General features: G+C 49.8%; 20 protein-coding genes and 1 pseudogene. 11 read left to right on the top strand and 10 right to left on the bottom strand.

Annotated elements, in window-relative coordinates; genetic code table 11:
• Positions 1-5 precede the first annotated feature (5 nt).
• Together RGW60_RS00930 and RGW60_RS00925 are read right to left on the bottom strand one after the other, a co-directional pair.
• A complete protein-coding gene (locus tag RGW60_RS00930; RefSeq protein WP_322201294.1) occupies positions 6-476 on the bottom strand; it encodes a nuclear transport factor 2 family protein in 471 nt (156 codons plus the stop codon).
• A 93-nt stretch (positions 477-569) separates the two neighbouring features.
• A complete protein-coding gene (locus tag RGW60_RS00925; protein ID WP_322201292.1) occupies positions 570-1862 on the bottom strand; it encodes a CynX/NimT family MFS transporter in 1293 nt (430 codons plus the stop codon).
• Between the two features lie 560 nt (positions 1863-2422).
• On the opposite strand from RGW60_RS00925, the gene tssD reads away from it, so the two are divergent.
• The 5 genes from tssD (at position 2423) to RGW60_RS00900 (ending at position 6316) form a co-directional block, all read left to right on the top strand.
• The gene (gene tssD, locus RGW60_RS00920) at positions 2423-2905 is read left to right on the top strand and encodes a type VI secretion system tube protein TssD (RefSeq protein WP_322201290.1); all 483 of its coding nucleotides are present in this window, start codon (positions 2423-2425) and stop codon (positions 2903-2905) included.
• 251 nt (positions 2906-3156) lie between these two features.
• Positions 3157-3651, top strand: coding sequence for an Hcp family type VI secretion system effector (locus RGW60_RS00915; protein ID WP_322201288.1), 495 nt, complete (start codon positions 3157-3159; stop codon positions 3649-3651).
• Positions 3639-4343 carry a DUF4225 domain-containing protein gene (locus RGW60_RS00910; protein WP_322201286.1) on the top strand — a complete coding sequence of 235 codons (705 nt, stop codon included), beginning with the start codon at positions 3639-3641 and terminating at the stop codon, positions 4341-4343. The genes RGW60_RS00915 and RGW60_RS00910 overlap by 13 nt, the downstream gene beginning before the upstream one ends.
• 515 nt (positions 4344-4858) lie before the next feature.
• Positions 4859-5458, top strand: coding sequence for a DUF4225 domain-containing protein (locus RGW60_RS00905; RefSeq protein WP_322201284.1), 600 nt, complete (start codon positions 4859-4861; stop codon positions 5456-5458).
• A gap of 327 nt (positions 5459-5785) precedes the next feature.
• A complete protein-coding gene (locus tag RGW60_RS00900) occupies positions 5786-6316 on the top strand; it encodes a hypothetical protein (protein ID WP_322201282.1) in 531 nt (176 codons plus the stop codon).
• A gap of 906 nt (positions 6317-7222) precedes the next feature.
• Here the strand turns inward: RGW60_RS00900 and RGW60_RS00895 are convergent.
• The 4 genes from RGW60_RS00895 to RGW60_RS00880 form a co-directional block, all read right to left on the bottom strand.
• Positions 7223-7987 carry an amino acid ABC transporter ATP-binding protein gene (locus RGW60_RS00895; RefSeq protein ID WP_322201280.1) on the bottom strand — a complete coding sequence of 255 codons (765 nt, stop codon included), beginning with the start codon at positions 7985-7987 and terminating at the stop codon, positions 7223-7225.
• A 10-nt stretch (positions 7988-7997) separates the two neighbouring features.
• Complete coding sequence (locus RGW60_RS00890; RefSeq protein WP_322201278.1) at positions 7998-9095, bottom strand: amino acid ABC transporter permease; 1098 nt, start codon at positions 9093-9095, stop codon at positions 7998-8000.
• A 10-nt stretch (positions 9096-9105) separates the two neighbouring features.
• Positions 9106-10287 (bottom strand): amino acid ABC transporter permease, encoded by a 1182-nt coding sequence (locus RGW60_RS00885; RefSeq protein WP_322201276.1) that lies wholly within the window; start codon positions 10285-10287, stop codon positions 9106-9108.
• A gap of 70 nt (positions 10288-10357) precedes the next feature.
• Positions 10358-11389 (bottom strand): amino acid ABC transporter substrate-binding protein, encoded by a 1032-nt coding sequence (locus RGW60_RS00880; protein WP_322201274.1) that lies wholly within the window; start codon positions 11387-11389, stop codon positions 10358-10360.
• A gap of 480 nt (positions 11390-11869) precedes the next feature.
• Between RGW60_RS00880 and RGW60_RS00875 the strand changes: the two genes are divergently transcribed.
• Both RGW60_RS00875 and rhlB read left to right on the top strand, forming a co-directional pair.
• Complete coding sequence (locus RGW60_RS00875) at positions 11870-12526, top strand: alpha/beta hydrolase (protein ID WP_322201272.1); 657 nt, start codon at positions 11870-11872, stop codon at positions 12524-12526.
• Positions 12527-12672: 146 nt separating this feature from the next.
• On the top strand, positions 12673-14151 hold the full coding sequence (gene rhlB, locus RGW60_RS00870; protein WP_322201270.1) for an ATP-dependent RNA helicase RhlB: 1479 nt from the start codon (positions 12673-12675) through the stop codon (positions 14149-14151).
• Positions 14152-14197: 46 nt separating this feature from the next.
• Here the strand turns inward: rhlB and moaE are convergent, their stop codons facing one another.
• From moaE to RGW60_RS00850, 4 genes and pseudogenes are all read right to left on the bottom strand, one after another.
• A complete protein-coding gene (gene moaE, locus RGW60_RS00865) occupies positions 14198-14656 on the bottom strand; it encodes a molybdopterin synthase catalytic subunit MoaE (protein ID WP_322201268.1) in 459 nt (152 codons plus the stop codon).
• Between the two features lie 2 nt (positions 14657-14658).
• On the bottom strand, positions 14659-14904 hold the full coding sequence (locus tag RGW60_RS00860; RefSeq protein WP_322201266.1) for a MoaD/ThiS family protein: 246 nt from the start codon (positions 14902-14904) through the stop codon (positions 14659-14661).
• Positions 14901-15383, bottom strand: coding sequence for a cyclic pyranopterin monophosphate synthase MoaC (gene moaC, locus RGW60_RS00855; RefSeq protein WP_322201264.1), 483 nt, complete (start codon positions 15381-15383; stop codon positions 14901-14903). The genes RGW60_RS00860 and moaC overlap by 4 nt, the downstream gene beginning before the upstream one ends.
• Positions 15384-15562: 179 nt before the next feature.
• A pseudogene (locus RGW60_RS00850) lies at positions 15563-15805 on the bottom strand (PhoH family protein); the annotation flags it as partial.
• Positions 15806-16275: 470 nt separating this feature from the next.
• Here RGW60_RS00850 and RGW60_RS00845 point away from each other — a divergent pair.
• The 4 genes from RGW60_RS00845 to RGW60_RS00830 are packed head-to-tail and all read left to right on the top strand — an operon-like array spanning position 16276 to position 21653.
• The gene (locus tag RGW60_RS00845) at positions 16276-17385 is read left to right on the top strand and encodes a SagB/ThcOx family dehydrogenase (RefSeq protein WP_322201262.1); all 1110 of its coding nucleotides are present in this window, start codon (positions 16276-16278) and stop codon (positions 17383-17385) included.
• A 16-nt stretch (positions 17386-17401) separates the two neighbouring features.
• Positions 17402-19258, top strand: coding sequence for a methyltransferase domain-containing protein (locus RGW60_RS00840; protein WP_322201260.1), 1857 nt, complete (start codon positions 17402-17404; stop codon positions 19256-19258).
• Positions 19259-19271: 13 nt separating this feature from the next.
• A complete protein-coding gene (locus tag RGW60_RS00835) occupies positions 19272-20426 on the top strand; it encodes a carbamoyltransferase C-terminal domain-containing protein (RefSeq protein WP_322201258.1) in 1155 nt (384 codons plus the stop codon).
• Positions 20427-21653: an MFS transporter gene (locus tag RGW60_RS00830; RefSeq protein WP_322201256.1), complete on the top strand. Its 1227-nt coding sequence runs from the start codon at positions 20427-20429 to the stop codon at positions 21651-21653. It abuts the gene before it with no gap.
• Positions 21654-21700 lie beyond the last annotated feature (47 nt).

The following is a 21700-nucleotide window of genomic DNA, read 5'->3' as shown; positions in this document are numbered from 1 at the left end:
CACGTTCAGTCTCCGGCTTGAAATGCTTTCAAGCCCTTCTGGGCCTGTGCCCGAATTGCGTTTTTCACCAGCGGCGTCCAGCCCAGCAGCAGCCCCTTGGTGCCTAACGCCTGACGCGACCAGCGCCACAGATCAAACTGATCGTGATGTTCGCAGATCTTGCCATCGCGAAAGATGAAACTGGCCTGAATATCGTTGACCACCGTATTACCGGTCTGGCTAAACAGGTAGGTCGCAACCCAGTGCGCGCCGCCGGTAAGCTCATTGGCGCGAACATGGTCGAACGTAAGTGAAAAGTCTTTGGCGCGGGAGGTCAGCATCCGCCACATGTCACCGACTTGCCGGCCCCGCAACTCACCAAATACAGGATCGCTAAACAGGACATCCTCGGTGTAACAGGCGCTCATGGCCTCAGCATCGAGCCGGTTAAAAGCTTGGTAAAACTCAATGATTACTGCGCTGTTAGCGTCGCTCATTTTTGTCGGTTCCATGACGAACGGAAAGATCCCCGCACATTAATCGGCAATGCGTAAATTGACTATCAGCATTCGCCTCATAAATACCGCCTGTCAGACTTTTTCGGCGCTGACCTGTACATATTCAGCCCTTCCCGCGCCCCAGCCAAAAATTACGGCAGCCAAACCGATAACGGCAAAGATCCATCCCACCGCCTTCCAGCCTCCGGTTTGATCGTGGACGATGCCCACAGCCAAAGGACCCAGCGAGGCCAGCGTGTAGCCAAAGCCTTGGGCCATGCTCGACAGGTTGGCCGCAATGTGTGCGTCCCGCGAGCGCAACACGATCAGCGTTAACGCCAGACTGAAGGTACCGCCCTGCCCCAATCCCAACACGACCGCCCAGCCCCACAAGCCATTTAACGGCGCGAGCAGGCAACCGAATAATCCCCCGACGGTCAACAGCATCACGATCAAGATACCCAAACGCTGATCCTTACCGCGCGTTGCCAGCCACGGCGCGGTGAGCGCGCTGACCAGTTGCACAATGATCGAACCTGACATCACTAACCCCGCCTCGGTGGGCGACAACCCGCGACTGATCAGGATCGAGGGCAACCAGCCAAACACGATGTACGCCAGCGACGATTGCAGGCCCATATAAAGAGTGACCTGCCACGCCAGGGGATCGCGCAGCAACCCACGAACTCGATAAGCCACATAATGCGCGCCATGACCGTGACGCGCCTGAGGCAGCCAGAACAGCATCGCCAGCAGCGCTGGAACCATCCAAAAGCCCAAGCCCAGGAACCAACTGCCGCCGAAATAATGACTCAGCGGCACTGTCGCACCGGCTGCAATAGCGGCACCCAAGCTCAGCGCCATGGTGTAAACACCGGTCATGGCGCCTGCCTGCTTAGCGAAGTCACGCTTGACGATGCCCGGCAGCAAAACGCCGATGATGCCGATACTTGCGCCCGCTAAAAGGCTGCCGGCGAATAGTCCGAACTCACCCAGCGAACTGCGCAAGATAATCCCGCCCGCCAACGTCAGCAGAATTCCCAACACCACCCGCTCACTGCCAAAACGCCGTGCCAACACCGGTGCCAGCGGCGCAAACAGCCCGAGGCACAACACCGGCAAGGTCGTCAGCAAACCGGCCTTGGCCGCCGACAACCCAAGGCTATTGGACACCTCACTCAGCAACGGCGACATACTCGACAACGCCGGGCGCAGGTTCAGCGCCACCAACACCAAACCGAGCAACAGCAACCAAGGGCGCTTTAATGCCGGGTGCGGTTGCTGGACCTGCTGATCGTCAGCCTCGGCATCGATCAGCAGCTCGTTGATTTCGTGGGGCGTCGGCATGTTGTTCTCTGGGTCAGGATTCGGAGGCTGATCGAGCATCCTGTTGGAGAACGGGAGAGAAAACAAGGTTGGGCGCTGTTTTAGGGCGCGACACTTGGCTCCGAATCTGTAGGCGCCTACTTTTTGGAGAAAGTTCTCTGGGCCTATCTCAGCCTTCGTCAACCCTTATCAAAAATACATAATTCATTGAATATATAAATTTAAACTGTAGGAGTGGGCTTGCTAGCATCGGCTGCGAAGCAGTTGTAAAAACCGCGACTCGATTCTTCCCGTTAGAACCGGGGTCAAACTATCAGGACCGCTCGGTCGAGCGCGACGCCGGGCCCATCGCGGGATGGGCGCTCCTACAATTAATATTAGCGACTCCCTAAGTTATTCGTTGTTTGACACTCGTTTTTTACGCTTGAGCGAAATCTCGGAAACGTCCTACATACTTCGCAGAAACCCTCGAAATACAATGTCCCGCAATTCAAAGGGGGCGTTTGCAGAAGCTGAGTGCAACACGGCTATTGAATTAAGGCGCAATCATCGATTGCTCGACCTACCTCTCGTAAAACACATGAATATAATTATTGGAAGTTAAAAAGGATGCTCAACCAATGACACCTTACTCTTACATATCCATCATGGGGCGAAAACTGGGGCTCATCTCTGGCGGCTCGATCTTGGTAACCAAAGAAGATAAACGTGAACCTGAGCACATTGATAAAATTAGGATGCTGTCGTTCAATCACCAATTTAGTAGAAAAGAGACTTCAGACGGTCTATCCGAATATCCATTCTTTTTCAGCAAGGATGATGATCGATCCACACCCCTTCTGACTCAAGCGTTCGCAGAAGAAGAAATAATTGAATGCGAAATCACCCTCTACCGCGAGTCGCCGTCGGGCACTCAACAAAAATTCTTCACCTTCACTCTAGAGGGAGCCGTCATCACTTCGCATAACATGGAAAGCCGACCTGAGTTCTCGGGAAACGGTGAAAAAATCATAGAACACTTTGGCATTAGCTACCGCAGTCTCAGCCAGATATATCACGAAGGAAGCACCAGAGAGTCCTTCACTCCGACAATCGACTTATAAATACCAGCAAGCATCAGACCCGTGGAAACATATTTGTCGATGAAAAAATAAGTCGATCACATTCACGCGATGAAATGGGCTGACATGTCCACTCATAAGGGGCGGCCACCTCTCCGTTTCATTTTGTATCAATCAATCAAGGGCAGACATGTCGGTTAGCGGGAATGCTGCGAATTTACGGAAAGGTCCTACGCATCCACTAAAAATTTTCGCCATACAATAGCCCGAATTTTTCACAGGAGATTCTCTCTATGGCTTATCACGGATACATGACCATGACCGGTAAACAGCAAGGGCTCATTTCAGCCGGTTGCTCAAGCCACGAATCAATTGGCAACAAGTGCCAGACTGCACACACGGATGAAATAATGGTGCTCTCATTCGATCATCGAATGTTCAACGCTGAGAACTCGAACCACGCCACACATCAACCCGCACTCATCACTAAAAACATCGATAAGGCCACCCCGTTACTGGCACAAGCGCTGTCCAACCGTGAAGTGGTCAACTGCGAGATTACCTTCTACCGAGTCTCGAAGTTCGGAACTCAAGAAAAATTCTTCACGATCAAGCTGAAAGACTGCCTGATTGCCGACCAGCAAATGGAAATGCCCCATGCTGTTTCGGAAAATGACGCCGAACCCCAGGAACACATTGCTATCCGCTATCGCGATATCACCTGGACGCATCACCTCGCCAATACCAGCGGATGGAGCTCTTGGGATGACTCCGCATGGAACAAATAAACGGCAAGCAAAAGCCTAGCAGCGATGACTACTTCCGAGTGACCAACGCGGCAAGTGTATTGGCGAGCCAAGCGTGCACCGTGTCGGCCAAGCATATTCAGGATGGGATGCTGCGGCTTCAGTTTAATCGTAAAGTTGCTTACTACGCGCGGGGGATTGTCAGGGATGTGGCGGAGGGGAAGAAGAGCCCTGAGAGGGGGTTGAAGGAGTTAACAGTAGAATTAAAAGCACTTGCAATAAAATCGGTAGAAATCGGACAAAAGAGCGTTGGCGTAGTCGCGGGGGTATCTCAGATGGTGGGGGGAGCCGCAATCTGCACTGGCGTTATTACTTGCCCCATTGGTGCAACAATCATAGCCCACGGAACCAACAACATTATAGAGAACAGCGTAAATTTATGGACCGGAGATTCGAACATGCAGGGCCCCGTAAGAAAAGTATATAGGTACATCGCAAAAAACATGATTGGCACAGACGCCACAGGAGATAAAGCCTACGCCATCATCGATTTAAGCTTGTCTGGATGGGGTTTAATTCGAAAGGTGCAGAAACCCGAGACATGGAAACTATTTCGTACAATGCCTACGGATCTCTTCAGGGCATATAGACTAATGAATAAGCCCTCATTGGCTTTAGAAATACTTAGCGATAGCATGACAATTCGACAATTGTACCAATTGAACGACCAATGACCGATCGGACCTTCTTAACAGTAGACAGTAGGCTGTCGGCGCCAATTACCCAGAAAATATTTTCGTTTTGCGATGCCATTTAGGTCGCCAGCCCTAACAGTCTAAAACCACATTTGAGTGTAGAGTGTCGCAATAAAAAAAAAAGCTGCATTTAACCAAAAGGTTTTTGCTTTTTTTCAAATGTTATTGTTGATCCCCGCTGCCGCTGGGTTTTATACGGCTGTCACCTTTTTCTTACTTATGCAATTTATATCACTAGAGCCTATTTTTTGGCGCTGCATCGTAATTATATTTTTTTCATGTCTTAATATAATTGGATTTTACTGGTCCTTTAACCACTTTAAGAAAAACGGTAATTTCGACTTATGAAGTTTAGAAAAAATACGTAACGCCTGAATCTCCATCGCGGAAAATGACGCCAAACCTGAAGAGGAAATTGCTATCCGCTGTCGCGATATCACCTGGACGAATCACCTCGCCAATACCAGCGGATGGAGCTCTTGGGATGACTCCGCATGGAACAAATAAACGGCAAGCAAAAGCCTAGCAGCGATGACTACTTCCGAGTGACCACTGCGGCAAGTGTATTGGCAAGCCAAGCGTGCACCGTGTCGGCCAAGCATATTCATGACGGGATGTTGAGAATACAGTTCAACCGTGAGGTTGCTTATTATGCGCGGGGTATTGTCAGGGATGTGGCGGAGGGGAGGAAGAGTGCTGACTGGGGGTTAAAAGAGCTAAAAAAGAACATAAAAGATATTGTAGAACAATCGCAGCAAGTCGCTAAATATGCGATTGGATTTACCGCTGGCACGGTTCAGGTTATTGAGGGATCTAAGTACTGCGGTTCTGTGGTGGCCTGTCCATATGGCACGATAGTAGTCGCCCATGGGTTTAACAATATGTACGAGAACGGTGTAAATTTACGCGACGGCAAGTCAGATACGCAAGGTCCTGTCAGAATACTTTATAAGGATATCTCGGAAAAGCTGGGCTATGGGGAGTTTGAAGGCAATATGGCCTATGCAGGCGTTGATATATTCACGTCAGTATATGGTTCCGCTCGACTAATGTTAAAACTAGAGGCGCGGCGCCTATTTCGTTACATAAGGTAAGATCTCACAAGAGCATACAAACTAGCGTCTGTCCCGGCTTTGATGCTTGATGCAACAACCACCTTGATAACTGCATATGACGCATGGGAAGCGGGGAAAACTTGATAAGCTAAAAGTGAATGATCATTTGTTTAGCAGCCTTTTTATTATTGCAGGTATTTTATTGTACCTGCCTGCTCTATGGCCAGGAGCGCATTATAAGGAGATAATTACTCCCCCACGAGATACTTAGGCTACTATTTGTATATCCTCGCATGCTTCGCTTTGCACTGGAACTACCTTGAGAACAACTACATTCCATTTGTAGGAGTGAAGGAGAACCCCATTATGGCCGGAGCATCACTCCTCGTCATGTTCGCTTACTTCTTCACCAGCCCAGTACCATGGAAACGAAAAAGCTGGTTCTCACGCGATCCTATGCCAGTAGTTTTGCCCTGCCCCAGCCCGGACCGCCGAAAGACCTACCAGAGACGAGCGTTGGCCAAATGGGAAAAAAAACCTGTAAAAAATTTCATAGTATATGTCGTGATCACTGTTTTATTTATTCTGTTCTGGTTGAAACCACTGCAAGACTGGCTTGCGCGACCAGATACTATAATTCCGAAATCCAACGGGGGAGCGTTTGGTCCCAATGGGGTTACCTCATATATTTTTATACTGCTCGCCTTTATGATTTATTTACCTTCTCTCTGGGCAAGGTTTGCGCTTTCGGGCGAAGGATTTTCAGTCGAAAAATCCACCGCTGCATTGGTTTACAACATTTTCTGCGCGATATTTCACCAAGAGTTTTTGAACGATGGGAAATTTCTATTCTTAAACGTTATCGATAAATCGATGGTTGGCTGTCATTTTGTATGATCATTCTTCATGCTGAAGCTGTAGCTTATCCATGGAGTAGAAGAATATTATTCTGGAAAATTTTTTAAATTAACAATGAAAAACTTTATATTTTGAGGTTTTATGAGAATTGCAGATAATTTTATCCGTGTTTTAATTTTTTTAGGAAGGGCCGGAGTGATTATCTGTTGCTCTGTATTTTATACTGTTATTGCCGGGAATATATTATTGAGGATCGCAACATTAACACCCATTCAATCGCGATATGTCATGGGCGTGTTCTTTGTATCCCTTTTGGTCACTGGGACTTATGCAATGCGTGCTTATTTGAAAAAGCCGGGCCGGAAAATGTTTTGAATCCAAAGTGAATAAAGCATGCAGGGAAATGAAAGTTGCTTATTGAAAAAATAGGCGCTGAGTTTTGCCTGACATTCAGCTATGAATGGCCTTCGCAGACAAGCCTGCCCTACGATGTTTTCGTACCGAAATTCGTGTCGTACGAAAACCTCGCGTTAGTGGAAGAAAATATGATGTTCAGATATTTGACTGCCCCAGACTGACGGGGGCCAAGTCACCCTGTTCTCTCTGGATATAAAAATCTACTTATGGATCGGAGCGCAGCGTGCAATCAACTATTTTGAGAATGATCTTCTAGGCAAGGGTAATGCTAGATTTACGCTGCTGAATTTCGTGTGGATGCTGGTTGGGCTTAACATGTGGTATTCCATGCCCAACGCCCTCATTTTCATGGAAATATTGCATGGTGGAGTTGTTTAGGCTGGACCCACAGGATGTGTAATTCGCCAACATCTCCACCGCCCGCCCCACCGCTTTCGCAGGCACGCCTGCTCCCACCAAATTTGGCCAGCTGCGCATAAAAAAACCCGAACACTAAGTCCGGGTTTTTTCTTCACATCATCAAAACCACTAGTGCAAGATCTGGCTCAAGAACAACTTGGTCCGGTCGCTCTGCGGGTTATCAAAGAACGCATTAGGCTCGGCTTCTTCAACAATCTCGCCTTTGTCCATGAAGATCACTCGGTTTGCCACGGTACGGGCGAAGCCCATTTCGTGGGTTACGCAGAGCATGGTCATGCCGTCTTCTGCCAGGCTGACCATGGTGTCGAGCACTTCCTTAACCATTTCTGGATCGAGGGCCGAGGTTGGCTCGTCGAACAGCATGATTTTCGGCTTCATGCACAGAGCGCGAGCAATCGCCACGCGCTGTTGTTGACCGCCGGACAGTTGACCCGGGAATTTGTGCGCCTGCTCTGGAATGCGTACACGCTCCAGGTAGTGCATGGCGATTTCTTCCGCTTGACGCTTGGGCATCTTGCGCACCCACATTGGGGCCAAGGTGCAGTTCTGCAGAATGGTCAGGTGCGGGAACAGGTTGAAGTGCTGGAACACCATGCCCACTTCACGACGAATCGTTTCGATCTGTTTGAGGTCGTTGGTCAACTCAGTGCCATCGACCACGATCCGGCCTTGCTGGTGTTCTTCCAGACGATTGAGGCAGCGGATGGTGGTCGACTTACCCGAACCCGACGGGCCGCACAAAACGATACGCTCGCCTTGGCGGACGTTCAGGTTGATATCTTTGAGTACGTGGAACTGGCCGTACCACTTGTGTACGCCTTCCATCTGGATCATGCCTTCGGCGCCCAGAGGCAGTTTGCTCACTTCAGTCATCACAAAACTCCTAACGCTTGTGGCCTGTGTCCAACTTACGCTCCAAATGCATGGAGTAGCGGGACATGCCGAAACAGAAGATCCAGAACACCAGCGCAGCGAAGACATAGCCTTCGGTGGCCATACCGAGCCATTTCGGGTCGGCGGCTGCTTGTTTGACACTGTTGAGCAGGTCGAACAAGCCGATGATGATCACCAGGCTGGTGTCTTTGAACAGGGCAATGATCGTGTTGACGATGCCCGGAATCACCATTTTCAACGCTTGCGGCAGAATCACCAGGCCCATGCTGCGCCAGTAACCCAAGCCCATCGCAGCGGCCGCTTCGTACTGACCTTTAGGGATGGCTTGCAAGCCACCACGTACCACTTCAGCCACGTAGGCCGACTGGAACAAAATCACTCCGATCAGTGCGCGCAACAGTTTGTCGAAGCTCATGCCTTCTGGCAGGAACAACGGCAGCATCACTGACGACATGAACAATACGGTGATCAATGGAACGCCGCGCCAGAACTCGATGAAGGTCACGCAGACCACGCGAATCGCCGGCATGTTAGAACGTCGACCAAGGGCCAGTACAACACCTAAAGGCAATGCGCCGGCGATACCGACGGTGGCAATCACCAAGGTCAACATCAACCCGCCCCACTGGCTCGTGGCCACTCTGGTCAAGCCGAAAATGCCGCCTCGCAAAAGGAAATAAGCCACGATCGGATAGATCACCAGAAAGCTGAAGCCATAGATCGCTTTGCGGGTCATCATTTTCATGAACAACGGCGCAACGCCGACGACGGCCAATATAACCGTCAGGTTCACTCGCCAACGCAGTTCAGGCGGGAAATAGCCGTACATGAACTGGCCAAAGCGCTGCTCGATAAACACCCAACATGCGCCCGACTTGGTGCAGTCTTGGCGGGTTGTACCCACCCAATTGGCATCGAAGATCGCCCAATGCAGCAACGGCGGCACGATGAGCCAAATCAGGTAAAACGCCAACAGCGTTAACAATGTGTTGAGCCAGCTGGAGAACAGGTTGGCCCGCATCCACGCCACGGCGCCCACGCTCATTTTTGGCGGCGTCATGTCGGGTTTGAAAGAATGAGTTGTCATGAGCTTTTCCTCACCGCTCGATCAGCGCAATGCGCTTGTTGTACCAGTTCATCAACAGCGAAATGCTGATGCTGATTGCCAGGTACACGCTCATGGTGATCGCAATCACCTCAATAGCTTGACCGGTCTGATTGAGCACCGTACCGGCGAACAACGAAACCATTTCCGGGTAACCGATACCCGCCGCCAACGACGAGTTCTTCGCCAGGTTCAGGTATTGGCTGGTCAGCGGAGGAATGATCACGCGCAACGCTTGCGGGATGATGACCTTGCGCAGGGTTGGACCCGGACGCAGCCCCAACGAACGAGCGGCCTCGGTCTGCCCGTGGCTGACCGATTTGATCCCGGAGCGCACGATTTCAGCGATAAACGCAGCCGTGTACACCGTCAAGGCAATGGTCAGCGCCAGCAACTCCGGGATCATTACCCAGCCACCGACGAAGTTGAACCCTTTGAGTTCAGGCATTTCCCATTGCAACGGGCTACCGACGATCAGCACGTCCAGTGCAGGGATGACCAGAAACAGGGCCAACCCAACCCAAAACTTGTGAAAAGGAACGCCAGTGGCTTCGAACCGTTTGGTCGCCCAGCGAGACATAAACACGATGGCTACTATTGCCAACACAATACTGGCAAAAAACGGCCAAAAAGCGTCAGTCAAAAGAGCACCGGGCATATTCAAGCCACGATTGCTGAAGAAAAACATGCTGGCGAAGCTGTAACTGCTACGAGGCCCTGGCATGGTCAAGAAGACCGCGAAGTACCAGAATAAAATCTGCAGCAGCGGCGGAATGTTACGGAAGACTTCTACATAAACAGTCGCCAGCTTATTAATCATCCAGTTGGACGATAGCCGTGACACGCCGACGATGAAGCCCAGCAGCGTTGCCAGTATCACGCCGATAAACGTGACCAGCAGTGTGTTGAGCAAACCGATAACAAAAACGCGCGAGTAGGTGTCCGATTCGACATAGGGAATCAGATGCTGAGCAATACCGAATCCGGCGCTGCGATCAAGAAACTCGAAGCCAGAGGTAATACCGCGGTGTTGAAGGTTTGTCTGGGTGTTATCGAACAGATACCAACCCATGAAGACCACCGCGACAATCGTGATGATCTGAAATAGCCACGCACGCACTTTTGGGTCGCTGAGGGAGAACCTCTGCTTGGGTGCGCCGATTTGATTTTGCATGAAGTGCCCCAGGAAAAAATGCAACAGACAGCGCTCGGTAACCGTTATGGATTACCGAGCGCAGGGCCTATCAGCGTACTGGTGGTGCGTATTGGATGCCGCCATTGGTCCACAAAGCGTTCATACCACGGTCGATCGCCAGTGGTGTGGCCTTACCGAGGTTTTTCTCGAAGATTTCACCGTAGTTACCGACTTGCGAAACGATCTTCACAACCCAATCTTTAGGTAGCTTCAGGTCTTTGCCGTACTCGCCATCAACACCCAACAGACGAGCAACGTCAGGGTTTTTGCCGTTTTTGACCAGATCCATAACGTTTTTCGACGTTACGCCGGCTTCTTCAGTGTTCAGCAGAGCGAAGCCAGTCCAGCGCACGATCTCCATCCAATCTTCGTCGCCCTTACGTACAACCGGCCCCAAAGGTTCTTTGGAGATAGTTTCAGGCAGTACAACGTAGTCTGCCGGCGAAGCCAGTTTGCTGCGCTGTGCGTAAAGCTGGGATTTGTCGGAAGTCAGAACGTCGCAACGGCCGCTTTCCAGCGACTTGGCACTTTCGTCGGAGGTGTCGAATGTGATCGGCGTGTACTTCAGGTTGTTGGCGCGGAAGTAGTCAGAAACGTTCAGCTCGGTGGTGGTGCCGGCCTGAATACAGATGGTAGCGCCATCCAGTTCCTTGGCGCTTTTCACACCCAGTTTCTTGTTGGCCAGGAAACCCACACCGTCGTAATAGGTAACAAAGCCAGGGAAGATCAAGCCCATGCTTGCATCACGGGAGCTGGTCCACGTGGTGTTACGCGACAGAATGTCGATCTCGCCCGATTGCAGCGCGGTGAAACGCTCTTTAGCGTTCAGCTGGCTGAATTTGACCTTGGTAGCATCACCGAAAACTGCAGCAGCGACTGCACGGCAGAAGTCTGCGTCGATACCTTGGATGACGCCTTTGGAATCAGGCACCGAAAAACCTGGCAGGCCATCACTGACGCCGCACTGAATAAAGCCCTTCTTCTGTATCGCATCAAGGGTAGTGCCCGCCTGAGCGAAGCTGCTTACGCCGAGAATTGCAGCGGCAGTCAGTACCGCCAGGGTAGATTTCAACATCTTCATTCAACAAACCTCCAAGTTTTGCTCTTGTTGTGTAGAGCTTCAGTCCCGTCGCACCCTTGTGAGGCATTGCTGACCCGTGTCGGCTTATTTTTGGGTCAATGCTACGTAAGACCTAGGCCAGGATCGCGTCCGAGATCTACTCGACACCCGATTAACCTTAGCCCGCAATCAGTCAAATGGATTGAAGCCCCATGATGTCCGCTGGACCAATCCGGTACAAAACGAACTGTACGCAGAATCTTGATGCATGGATTCAGTGCCTACTCCAGCCATCAGCCACCTGATAGTGTTACCGCCGGAGCAAACGCATTCACTCAGGGGGTTTCATAGCAAAGCCCGTACCAGCACGCTGGCGATGTCGAATTAACGACAGGTCAAGTCCAATACTTGTAACCTTGCGACATCTTATTAACTATTTATTTCAATTGCGCACCGCGTCAACGCACTAAAACAGCGCGTGCGCACATTAATGGAGCAACAATGAGCGACCCTTTGATTCTTGAGCCCATCAACGCGGCCGATGCCTGCGTGATCTGGTTGCACGGTCTTGGTGCCGATCGGTATGACTTCATGCCGGTTGCAGAAATGCTCCAACAAACCTTGCTTACTACACGCTTCATCCTGCCTCAGGCACCGGACCGTGCCGTCACAATCAACGGCGGCTATACCATGCCCAGTTGGTACGATATTTTGGCCATGAACCCTGCGCGGGCCATTAATCGCGAGGAGTTGGAGGTTTCTGCACTGATGGTGTTGAACCTGATCGAAGCGCAACGTGACAGCGGCATCGACCCGGCACGGATATTTCTGGCAGGCTTTTCTCAAGGCGGCGCGGTCGTTTTACACGCCGCTTTCTTGCGCTGGCAGGGACCGTTGGGCGGCGTGCTTGCGCTGTCTACTTACGCTCCGACTTTTAGCGAACTACTGACATTGTCCGCGAGCCAAAAGCAGATTCCGGTGTGTTGCTTGCATGGTGACCGTGACGATGTGGTCAAAAATGCCATGGGCCGCGCTGCGCATGACGCCCTTAAGGCCTCGGGCGTAACCGTTACATGGCAGGAATACCCAATGGGGCACGAAGTGTTACCGCAGGAGATTACTGACATCGGAGTCTGGCTGGCACAAAAGCTTAGTTGAAAACTCCGTTGCGAGTGTAAGAAGCGAACTACAGCGCACTGTGAAGCCCTGACTTGACGCGTCCTGTAGCGCTTCCGGATGGCACTACGCCGCAGGAGGTTCTTGCTTTACACTGCCCGACGTACATTCCTTAATCAATTGATGAGATGACCGTGCTCAAAGCACTCAAAAAGATGTTCGGTAAAAGCGAGGTTGTGCAACTCGCGCCCAGCCCTATCGCCTCCTCGCCTGTTGCCGTCGGCCCAACCGATAGCGATCCACGGCAACGTAATCCCCATCATTCGGCACCTGTCAGCACGCCTGCCCAGGGTCAAGACGCAGACATCGTCAGCGCAAAACTTGCAACGCCAAAGCCAGAACGCCCCCGTCGTGAACGTGCGCCCAAACCGCCAGTCAGCACCTGGAAGCTTCAAGACTTTGTCGTTGAACCACAGGAAGGCAAAACCCGCTTCCACGATTTCAACTTGTCGCCTGAATTGATGCATGCGATCCACGACCTGGGCTTCCCCTACTGCACGCCGATTCAGGCTGAAGTATTGGGTTTCACCCTCGCGGGCAAAGATGCAATCGGTCGCGCACAGACCGGCACCGGCAAGACCGCCGCGTTCCTGATTTCGATTATCACGCAACTACAGCAGACCCCTCCGCCTAAAGAGCGGTACATGGGCGAGCCGCGTGCGTTGATCATCGCGCCAACCCGCGAACTGGTAGTGCAAATTGCCAAAGACGCGGCGCTATTGACCAAGTACACCGGCCTCAATGTCATGACCTTCGTCGGCGGCATGGACTTCGACAAGCAACTCAAGCAGCTCGAAGCCCGTCATTGCGACATTCTCGTAGCCACGCCGGGGCGCCTGCTGGATTTCAACCAGCGCGGCGAAGTGCATCTGGATATGGTCGAGGTGATGGTACTGGACGAAGCCGACCGCATGCTCGACATGGGCTTCATCCCACAGGTCCGGCAGATCATTCGCCAAACCCCGCACAAGGGCGAACGTCAGACCCTGCTGTTCTCCGCGACCTTCACCGAAGACGTAATGAACCTTGCGAAACAATGGACGACCGAGCCTTCAATCGTTGAAATCGAGGCTTTGAACGTTGCCAGTGACATGGTCGAGCAGCATATCTATGCCGTTGCCGCCGCTGACAAATACAAGTTGCTCTACAACCTGGTCACCGAGAACAATTGGGAACGGGTGATGGTGTTTGCCAACCGCAAAGATGAAGTGCGGCGCATCGAAGAGCGTCTGGTCCGAGATGGCGTCAACGCTGCGCAGTTGTCCGGCGACGTGCCGCAACACAAACGTATCAAGACTCTGGAAGGCTTTCGCGAAGGCAAGATTCGTGTGTTGGTTGCCACAGACGTGGCCGGTCGTGGAATCCACATTGATGGCATCAGCCATGTGATCAACTTCACCCTGCCGGAAGTCCCAGACGATTACGTGCACCGCATTGGCCGTACCGGTCGTGCGGGCGCCAGCGGCGTTTCGATCAGCTTTGCCGGCGAAGATGACTCGTATCAGTTGCCGTCCATCGAAGCGCTGCTGGGCCGCAAGATCAGCTGCGAAACGCCGCCGATGGAACTGCTGAAACCGGTCGTGCGCAAGAGTGCTGTGCCGCTGTGACCCCATTGTCTGTAGGAGCCAACGTGTTGGCCCCTACAGACTAGTTTCAGGCTTTACTGTCCCACCGCCCCGCCGCTGCATGATCACTGTCCCGGCCCTCTACCCAACGCGGCCCGTCACTGGTGTTTTCTTTCTTCCAGAACGGCGCTCGGGTTTTCAAGTAATCCATCACAAACGCACAGGCATCGAACGCCGCTTGCCGGTGTGCACTGGCGACGCCAACGAAGACGATGGGTTCTCCCTGCTCCAAAGCACCAATGCGATGCAGCACTTCCAGTTTCAGCAACGGCCAGCGCTGCTCAGCTTCAACCGTGATTTTGGCCAAGGCTTTTTCGGTCATGCCCGGATAATGCTCAAGGAACATGCCCGCCACTTCCCGACCGTCGTTGAAATCACGCACATAGCCCACGAAACTGACCACCGCACCGATGCCTACGTTGGCGGCGTGTAGCGCATTGACTTCCAGGCCCGGATCGAACGCCGCTGTCTGCACCCGAATCGCCATGTTCAGCCTCCGGTCACAGGCGGGAAAAACGCGACTTCATCGCCTGAAACCAGGGGTTCGTCCAGCTGACACAGCTCTTCGTTACGCGCGCACATCAGGTTCTGTTCAGCCAGAATTTGCCAGGCCCCGCCGCGCAACACCAAGTATTCACGCAGTGCCCGGACGGAGTGGTAGTCGCCCTCCGCCGTTTCAGTTTCCAAGCCCAACACCTCGCGAAACCGGGCGAAATACAATACTTGAACGCTCATTGAGCACCCGCCTCGTCGGCTACAAAGTGCCCACTCTTACCGCCAAGCTTTTCCAGCAACCGCACGTTTTCAATGACCATGCCACGGTCCACGGCCTTGCACATGTCATAGATCGTCAACGCAGCGATACTCGCGGCAGTCAGCGCTTCCATTTCTACACCGGTCTGCCCGGAAAGCTTGCAGCGGGCGACGATGCGCACAGCGTCGTTACCTTCCGCACTCAGCTCTACTTTGACCCCAGTCAGCATCAACGGGTGGCACAAGGGGATTAGATCAGAGGTTTTTTTCGCCGCCTGAATGCCGGCAATCCGCGCCACAGCAAACACATCCCCCTTGGGATGACCGCCGCTGACAATCAGTTGCAGGGTTTCGGGACGCATACGTACAAACGCTTCGGCCACCGCCTCACGGAACGTCACTTCTTTTTCAGTGACGTCGACCATATTGGCGCGACCTTGGGAATCGAGATGAGTCAGCACAACATTACTCCTGAGCAGGAGTGCGGAGTGTAAACCTAAAGTGAGGCACGCTAACAAACCTGTGGGAGCGGATTCATCCGCGAATACGGCGGTGCAGGCGATACCTCTTTAGCGCCTGATAAGCCGCTTTCGCGAATGAATTCGCTCCCACAGGGGTCCTCTATTGTCAGCAAACGTTCTTACAAATGACTCTCCGCATACTCAGCCAGGATCGAACGGGGTACCCCTTGCAGGGTAATGTGCACACCATTGGGGAAGTCTTTGAAACGCTCCGTCAGGTAAGTGAGGCCAGAACTGGTGGCCGACAGGTAAGGGGTATCGATCTGCGCCAGGTTACCCAGGCAGACCACTTTGGAACCAGCGCCGGCACGGGTGATGATGGTTTTCATCTGGTGCGGCGTGAGGTTCTGGCATTCGTCGATCCGCCATCTGTCCTGACATAGGGCTTAGGTGCATAACCAACTGGTAAGAAAACCCAAAAAATAGTTATTACAATATATTTCAAATACGAATCTCGCCCCTAGCCAGACACACATCTAGATCCCTGTAAATTATTGAAATAAACCAACAAAATAAACCAATTAAATTTAACAGACAGAAACTTCCTACAAGGACAAATGTTTTATCTGTAGGAAACATCACGCAATATTTTTATTGACTGAAAACGTATAAATATTATTCTTTAACTCGTGGAGTCGAAAGACCCATTACCCCAACTAAAAAAGGAATTGATGATGCGTAAGATTAATCTGCAAACCCGTTTGACTGCACTCTCCAATAATGCTTACAACACTTTGATTACTCCTATGGACAAAAAATCGAAAATGGCCAAGTAATAATGTTGACGCTGGGCGGATAACCGCTCAGCGTCTTTTCCTCAAAGGAGTCAGTCATGCGTGAATTCGTAATCAGTGAAGAGATAGTCATAACGCTCAATGATGGCGTTTTTGGTCTATGGAATTTAAATACCGGAGAGCAATACGAAATTTTTGAAAAAACATATCTTGATAGGATATTTGAACTCACTGAATATAGCCATCTTCCTTATCAAGCTCAACCTGAGGACGAGTTGCTGATTGAAGCCGGAATATTACTGCTGGCTGATCAAGCGCTTGATTATAAAAAGCTGGCCGCTGAACGTGGAAAGTGGGGATGGGATTTAATATCCAAGATATTTCATTATGGCAGCAAGCATAATTTTCCCTCTGAAATATCAAAACTAGAGGATACTGAATCAGGCTATATTGATTTCTGCCAGAGTATCGAAGACACGATGCCTGATTTGGAAACCGAGCGCGAAGGCAAAATAATCACTCTGCCTGATTATAACGGAGCGCCCATCCAAAATATGAATCTTCAAGGCGCCCTGTGGGAAAGAAGGACGAGTCGAAACTTTAGATCTGACGCAGTTCCTGTATCAATCGTAGCCGATATTTTGTATTCAACGTTTGGGGCAATTCACGGCGACTCCCACAAAGAAGAAATGGAAAAACGAGGAATTAGGACAGTCGGATACAGACGATCATCACCCAGCGCGGGATGTCTCCAGGCAACTGAAGCATACCTAATCGCACTTAACGTCGATGGTCTAAGTAGAGGAATTTATCACTATAGATCACATCAACATGTGCTGACAGAAATAGACCTAGTGATTGATCCATCACTAGAAAAAATTCTTTGCTATCAGAGTTTTGCGATCGAAGCTTCATTTCTTATTGTCCTTACTACGAGATTCGATAAATTATGGTGGAAATACCCACATTCACGAGCATATCGTTCGGGACTATTGGATGTTGGCCATTTATCTCAAACCTTCAATTTGGTAACCACCGCTTACTCCCTTAACACATGGGTTACGGGATACTTTATAGACAATCTACTTAACGACCTCATAAAGGTTGACGGATTTAAAGAGCAGTCCATATTTGTAATGGCTGGGGGCCCCGGCTATTCAGACCCTTTAAGCCCTGGCGTATTACAACTCCTAAACTCGAATCCATGATAAAGGAAGTCGTGATGTGAGCAAAACTGCCCCTAGTGATGAGAAAAAAGAAAAATCAGAACACCTGCGCCTACAAGCAGATATCGCTTTGACAGAGAATAATTTTGCCGACGCCCATAAACGTTACAAACAAAGCCTTCTGCTTGACCCGACAAATGATAGAGCGCTCAACAATCTAGCGATTCTGCACGAGGAACAAGGCGAAATAAAACTAGCGCTAAGCTTCTACAAAAAGGCATGCGCAGCGAGTAAAACAACAGAAACACAGTTAAAATATTATCAGAATCTAGCTTCAGCATACGAATATAGCAACCAACATAGCGCCGCAGTGTGGACATACCAAGCCGCGATAAAACTCGAATCCAACTCAACAGGTGAGCTATCAAAAAACTACCTCAGATTACTACAGAGTCTACATATCGAATCATTTGACAGGGTTATTTTTGACTCTCTGGCTCCACTGATAGATAACACACTCTTGGATAAACAAGCGGCGGCAAATATTTATTTCGAACAGCTCGGACATCTAGTTACCCTATCAAGAGCTGGCGAGACAAAAAACATACTTAACACTTCAGATCTGCTTGAAGATAACGCCAACACATTAAAGCTCATTTCTACACAACTAGTTAACTCACCCATCATTGAAATGGAGATTCGCCGAGCGCGAAGAAAGATCGCGCGACAACTTATACAAGACTGCTACAACGGAAAGCATTTACCATTTCTGGCAGCTATGAGCGCCCAATGCCGTCTCAACGGCTACATCTACAAAATTGAAACTGAAGATCAGGAAATAATAGAGTCGTTAAAACTGTATCAGAGCGACGACAGCATTTCCACCTGCAGATGTAAAGCTATAGAGCGTGTATTGGCGTCTTACAGCCGTTACTCACCAAACGAAAGCTTTCCAGTAGGAGCCTATCAAGCTCACCCTGTAAACGCGAACAACCTGCACATAGGCAGTCCCGAAATCTTCGTTATGGCGTCCTGCAGAAAAAGAGAAATCACGGCTGATTTTTATGAAGCGTATCCCTATCCAGCGTGGTCGTCAGTACCTTATTACAGAGAGACAACGCTAAATGAAGCCCTTTCTCAGCTAAACGTTAATCGAACGTCTTTAAAAAATAACGGGGAATTTATACTCGTGGCGGGTTGTGGCACCGGAAGACACGCCATTCAATTAGCGCTTACCTATCCCGAAACTAATATTATCGGCTTGGATATTAGTATGGCAAGCCTACAGTATGCCCTGACCAAAAGTAGAGAGCTAAACGTCGCAAATATAACCTTTGTCCAAGGTAGCATCTACGATGTCGATGAGCTAAAAATAAAATTCCGGCTCATTGAGTGCATTGGTGTTCTGCACCATCTTAAATATCCGGTTAAAGGTTGCCGAGCACTTCTTTCTTCTTTAAAACCAGGTGGCGTTTTAAAATTAGGCCTTTATAGCACCTTGGCGAGACAGCCACTAAAAAAATTGGCTCAACAGTTTTCTGAGTCTGAAATTTCATTTTCGCCGAAAAATCTGCCGAGGATAAGAGATTTCATTTTACTTAATAGCTCCGCCGAGGCCTTTAATGAAATTATAAAATCACCAGATTTTTATAATCGATCTGGCTGTATGGATTTGTTTTTTAACCCACTAAAACACACCTATACAGTACAAAAAATATCTGAATTATTACATTTAACCAAAGCCACTTTTGCGGGTTTTGAACGGGCCGGCGAAAGAAATTCCCCGGGCTTCCGTCAATTTTATGACTCCACCTCGTTGGAAGATTTTTTTGAAAATTGGGACATATTTGAAAAATCGAATCCTAGTTTTTTTGGTGCCATGTATTTGTTTTGGCTTAAACCTAACCACACCTAACAAGAGAATTTAAATGAAAATACTAGGCGTCAATACCGGGCACGACGGCCACATCTGTTTGTTAGAGGACGGGAAGCTAGCATTTAGCCATGAAGCCGAGAAAAATAGTGGACAACGATATGCCCCTGTTTCTACGAAATCATTAATAGAAGCAACGCTAAAGTATTCCGATGATTTGGATGCGGTAGCTATAAGCGGTTGGGCGGAAGGGCACGACCCTCGAAACGCTCCTACCGACGGAGGTTATTTAGGCCTTAACTTCGAAAGCAGAGAATATAAGTTAGGCCAGAACTCACTGAAGTGGACCCACTGCAGCCATGAACTGTCGCACATAATTGCTTCTTACGCACTCTCTCCTTATGCGGACAATAAAATTGCGGGCGGGTGTGGGTTGAATTGCGAGTGGAACCGGATGTGGGAAAAATCGGGTCTATTTGATGCCGTTTTTGTTCCGCCATGCACCAATGACACAGGCGTAGGAATCGGAGCCGCAGCTGCGACTCAACATAACTTGACTGGAAAAGTAAAGATCGAGTGGTCCGTGTATTCTGCTCAGTCATTTATCTATGACATCCCAAAGAACAGTTCAGTTTTCCTGGAAAAACCTCTGTGCTTAGACGAGGTTTCCGAAACACTAGCCACAGGAGAGATAGTTTGCTGGGTCCAAGGCAACTGTGAGATAGTTTGCTGGGTCCAAGGCAACTGTGAAATAGGTCCCCGCGCCCTAGGAAATCGGTCAATTATCGCGGCCCCATTTTCTATCGAAACAACAGAAAAATTAAATATAATAAAAGAAAGAGAAAGATATCGGCCGATAGCACCAATCTGTATCGAAGAAGACGCTGGAATTTATTTTGAAGGGTGTGTTAAAAGCAAATATATGCTGTCATTTTATAATGTTATCGACCGCAAATTAAGGGCTATCACACATATCGACGGAACAGCGAGAGTTCAGACCGTAACAGCAGTGGACAATCCTGCGATGTACGATTTGCTTTCCGCCTTCAAAACGCATTCCGGAGTGGGCGTACTCTGTAACACCTCTCTTAACTTCAAAGGTAGAGGTTTCATAAACTCCCACTCAGACATTGAAGCGTTCTGCCTTCAAAATGGAATATCGACTTATGTCATAAACCAAAATATGTATAGAAAAGCGAAGGCAAGCTAAGTGAATATTCCCAACATCGCTGGATACGGTTATCTGTGTGGTATCAGACTAAGCACCTCGGTTACGCTTTGGGTAGACTTCGTTCTAATATTTACAGTATTAACGTTTGGCTTCGATGCCTCTGCTGAAACGCTAGGACTCGCTGCTGCATTGTACGGGCTACCTCCTCTTTTATTGGGACCACTGTTCGGTGCTCTAGCAGACCGCACGAGCCCGTTCAAATTTATCTGCTGGAGCTTCCTTACTCGCTGTTTTGTTGCCTGCCTGTTATTTTCGGCGACGTCTCAAACAGTCTTCTTAGTCTTCGTTTTCATGAAGGGGCTCGCCAACCTAGGCTCAGGCTCTGCAGAGATAATCCTTACGAGAAAATTACTATCCAATGAAGATCTTGTAAAAAATATATCTCTCGTCACCATCATGGATCAATTTATAAAAGTGTGTTCTCCATTGGCGGCTGGCATCATAGCAAGCGTCGCAGACAAATCTTCAGGTTTTTTAGTATCAGCGGTATTTTCCTTGATCGGCACTATTTGCGTAATCGTTTTATCAATTACTCATTCCACATCCTCTGTCACTCAAAACCCCGAGATGAGGTCGTTCGGTAGTCTTGAGGCGTTCAAATCATTTTTCAAACATGGTCCTATTACAAGGCTATTTTTCATCTGCACCATGGTGCAGTCGGCTGTGCTTGGATGTTATGACTCTCTATTAAGTCTTTTCCTAAAAAATTTCGGCTTGGAGTCGTACGCCTTCGGGGCTGTCGTCAGTGCCACCGCAGTAGGCGGAATATTATCGGGGCTAATTTTCCCTAAAATTTATCCAGCCCGACTCTCACTCTGCTCCACACTTTCCCTATCACTTTTTGGGGTTGCCGTCATCTTGGCCGGTTTGCTTCCAACCATTCCTCACTTGGCCAATATAGTCGTCTTCATGTCACTGTTTCTTGTGGCGGGAATAGCGTACGGACTCACCGCCCTTGGATTTGGGATTACGCTGCAAAAATATTGCCCTGTTTCCCATCTAGGCGTTCTTTCAGCCACTGCTCGAAGCCTTTCCTTGGCGCTCATGATTACGACTCCAATACTGGGCGCTTGGCTATCCCGCCTTATAACAATTGGAGGAGTCTTTTGTTTCGCCGGTGTGTTCGCTGTTATCGTCGGGGCATGGCTATATTTTGAATATAGGGATCAATATCACTCTGAAAAAATCAGAATGCAGAGCGAGTAGATGCTGTCAGGCAAGGAAATCGGGCGGCCATTTTTAAACACAGCCGC

Source organism: Pseudomonas sp. AB6 (assembly GCF_034314105.1).
Classification (GTDB): Bacteria; Pseudomonadota; Gammaproteobacteria; order Pseudomonadales; family Pseudomonadaceae; genus Aquipseudomonas.
The sequence above is the reverse complement of the archived record's forward strand: the minus strand, read 5'-3'. Positions and strand labels throughout refer to the sequence as shown.

Coding starts and splice junctions, on each gene's coding strand:
- RGW60_RS00890 (WP_322201278.1), bottom strand. CDS start 9,095: ATGACAACTCATTCTTTCAAACCCGACATGACGCCGCCAAAAATGAGC.
- tssD (WP_322201290.1), top strand. CDS start 2,423: ATGACACCTTACTCTTACATATCCATCATGGGGCGAAAACTGGGGCTC.
- RGW60_RS00925 (WP_322201292.1), bottom strand. CDS start 1,862: ATGCTCGATCAGCCTCCGAATCCTGACCCAGAGAACAACATGCCGACG.
- RGW60_RS00900 (WP_322201282.1), top strand. CDS start 5,786: ATGGCCGGAGCATCACTCCTCGTCATGTTCGCTTACTTCTTCACCAGC.
- RGW60_RS00915 (WP_322201288.1), top strand. CDS start 3,157: ATGGCTTATCACGGATACATGACCATGACCGGTAAACAGCAAGGGCTC.
- rhlB (WP_322201270.1), top strand. CDS start 12,673: ATGACCGTGCTCAAAGCACTCAAAAAGATGTTCGGTAAAAGCGAGGTT.
- RGW60_RS00910 (WP_322201286.1), top strand. CDS start 3,639: ATGGAACAAATAAACGGCAAGCAAAAGCCTAGCAGCGATGACTACTTC.
- moaE (WP_322201268.1), bottom strand. CDS start 14,656: ATGGCGATTCGGGTGCAGACAGCGGCGTTCGATCCGGGCCTGGAAGTC.
- RGW60_RS00930 (WP_322201294.1), bottom strand. CDS start 476: ATGAGCGACGCTAACAGCGCAGTAATCATTGAGTTTTACCAAGCTTTT.
- RGW60_RS00845 (WP_322201262.1), top strand. CDS start 16,276: ATGCGTGAATTCGTAATCAGTGAAGAGATAGTCATAACGCTCAATGAT.
- RGW60_RS00895 (WP_322201280.1), bottom strand. CDS start 7,987: ATGACTGAAGTGAGCAAACTGCCTCTGGGCGCCGAAGGCATGATCCAG.
- RGW60_RS00835 (WP_322201258.1), top strand. CDS start 19,272: ATGAAAATACTAGGCGTCAATACCGGGCACGACGGCCACATCTGTTTG.
- RGW60_RS00880 (WP_322201274.1), bottom strand. CDS start 11,389: ATGAAGATGTTGAAATCTACCCTGGCGGTACTGACTGCCGCTGCAATT.
- RGW60_RS00905 (WP_322201284.1), top strand. CDS start 4,859: ATGGAACAAATAAACGGCAAGCAAAAGCCTAGCAGCGATGACTACTTC.
- RGW60_RS00885 (WP_322201276.1), bottom strand. CDS start 10,287: ATGCAAAATCAAATCGGCGCACCCAAGCAGAGGTTCTCCCTCAGCGAC.
- RGW60_RS00860 (WP_322201266.1), bottom strand. CDS start 14,904: ATGAGCGTTCAAGTATTGTATTTCGCCCGGTTTCGCGAGGTGTTGGGC.
- RGW60_RS00875 (WP_322201272.1), top strand. CDS start 11,870: ATGAGCGACCCTTTGATTCTTGAGCCCATCAACGCGGCCGATGCCTGC.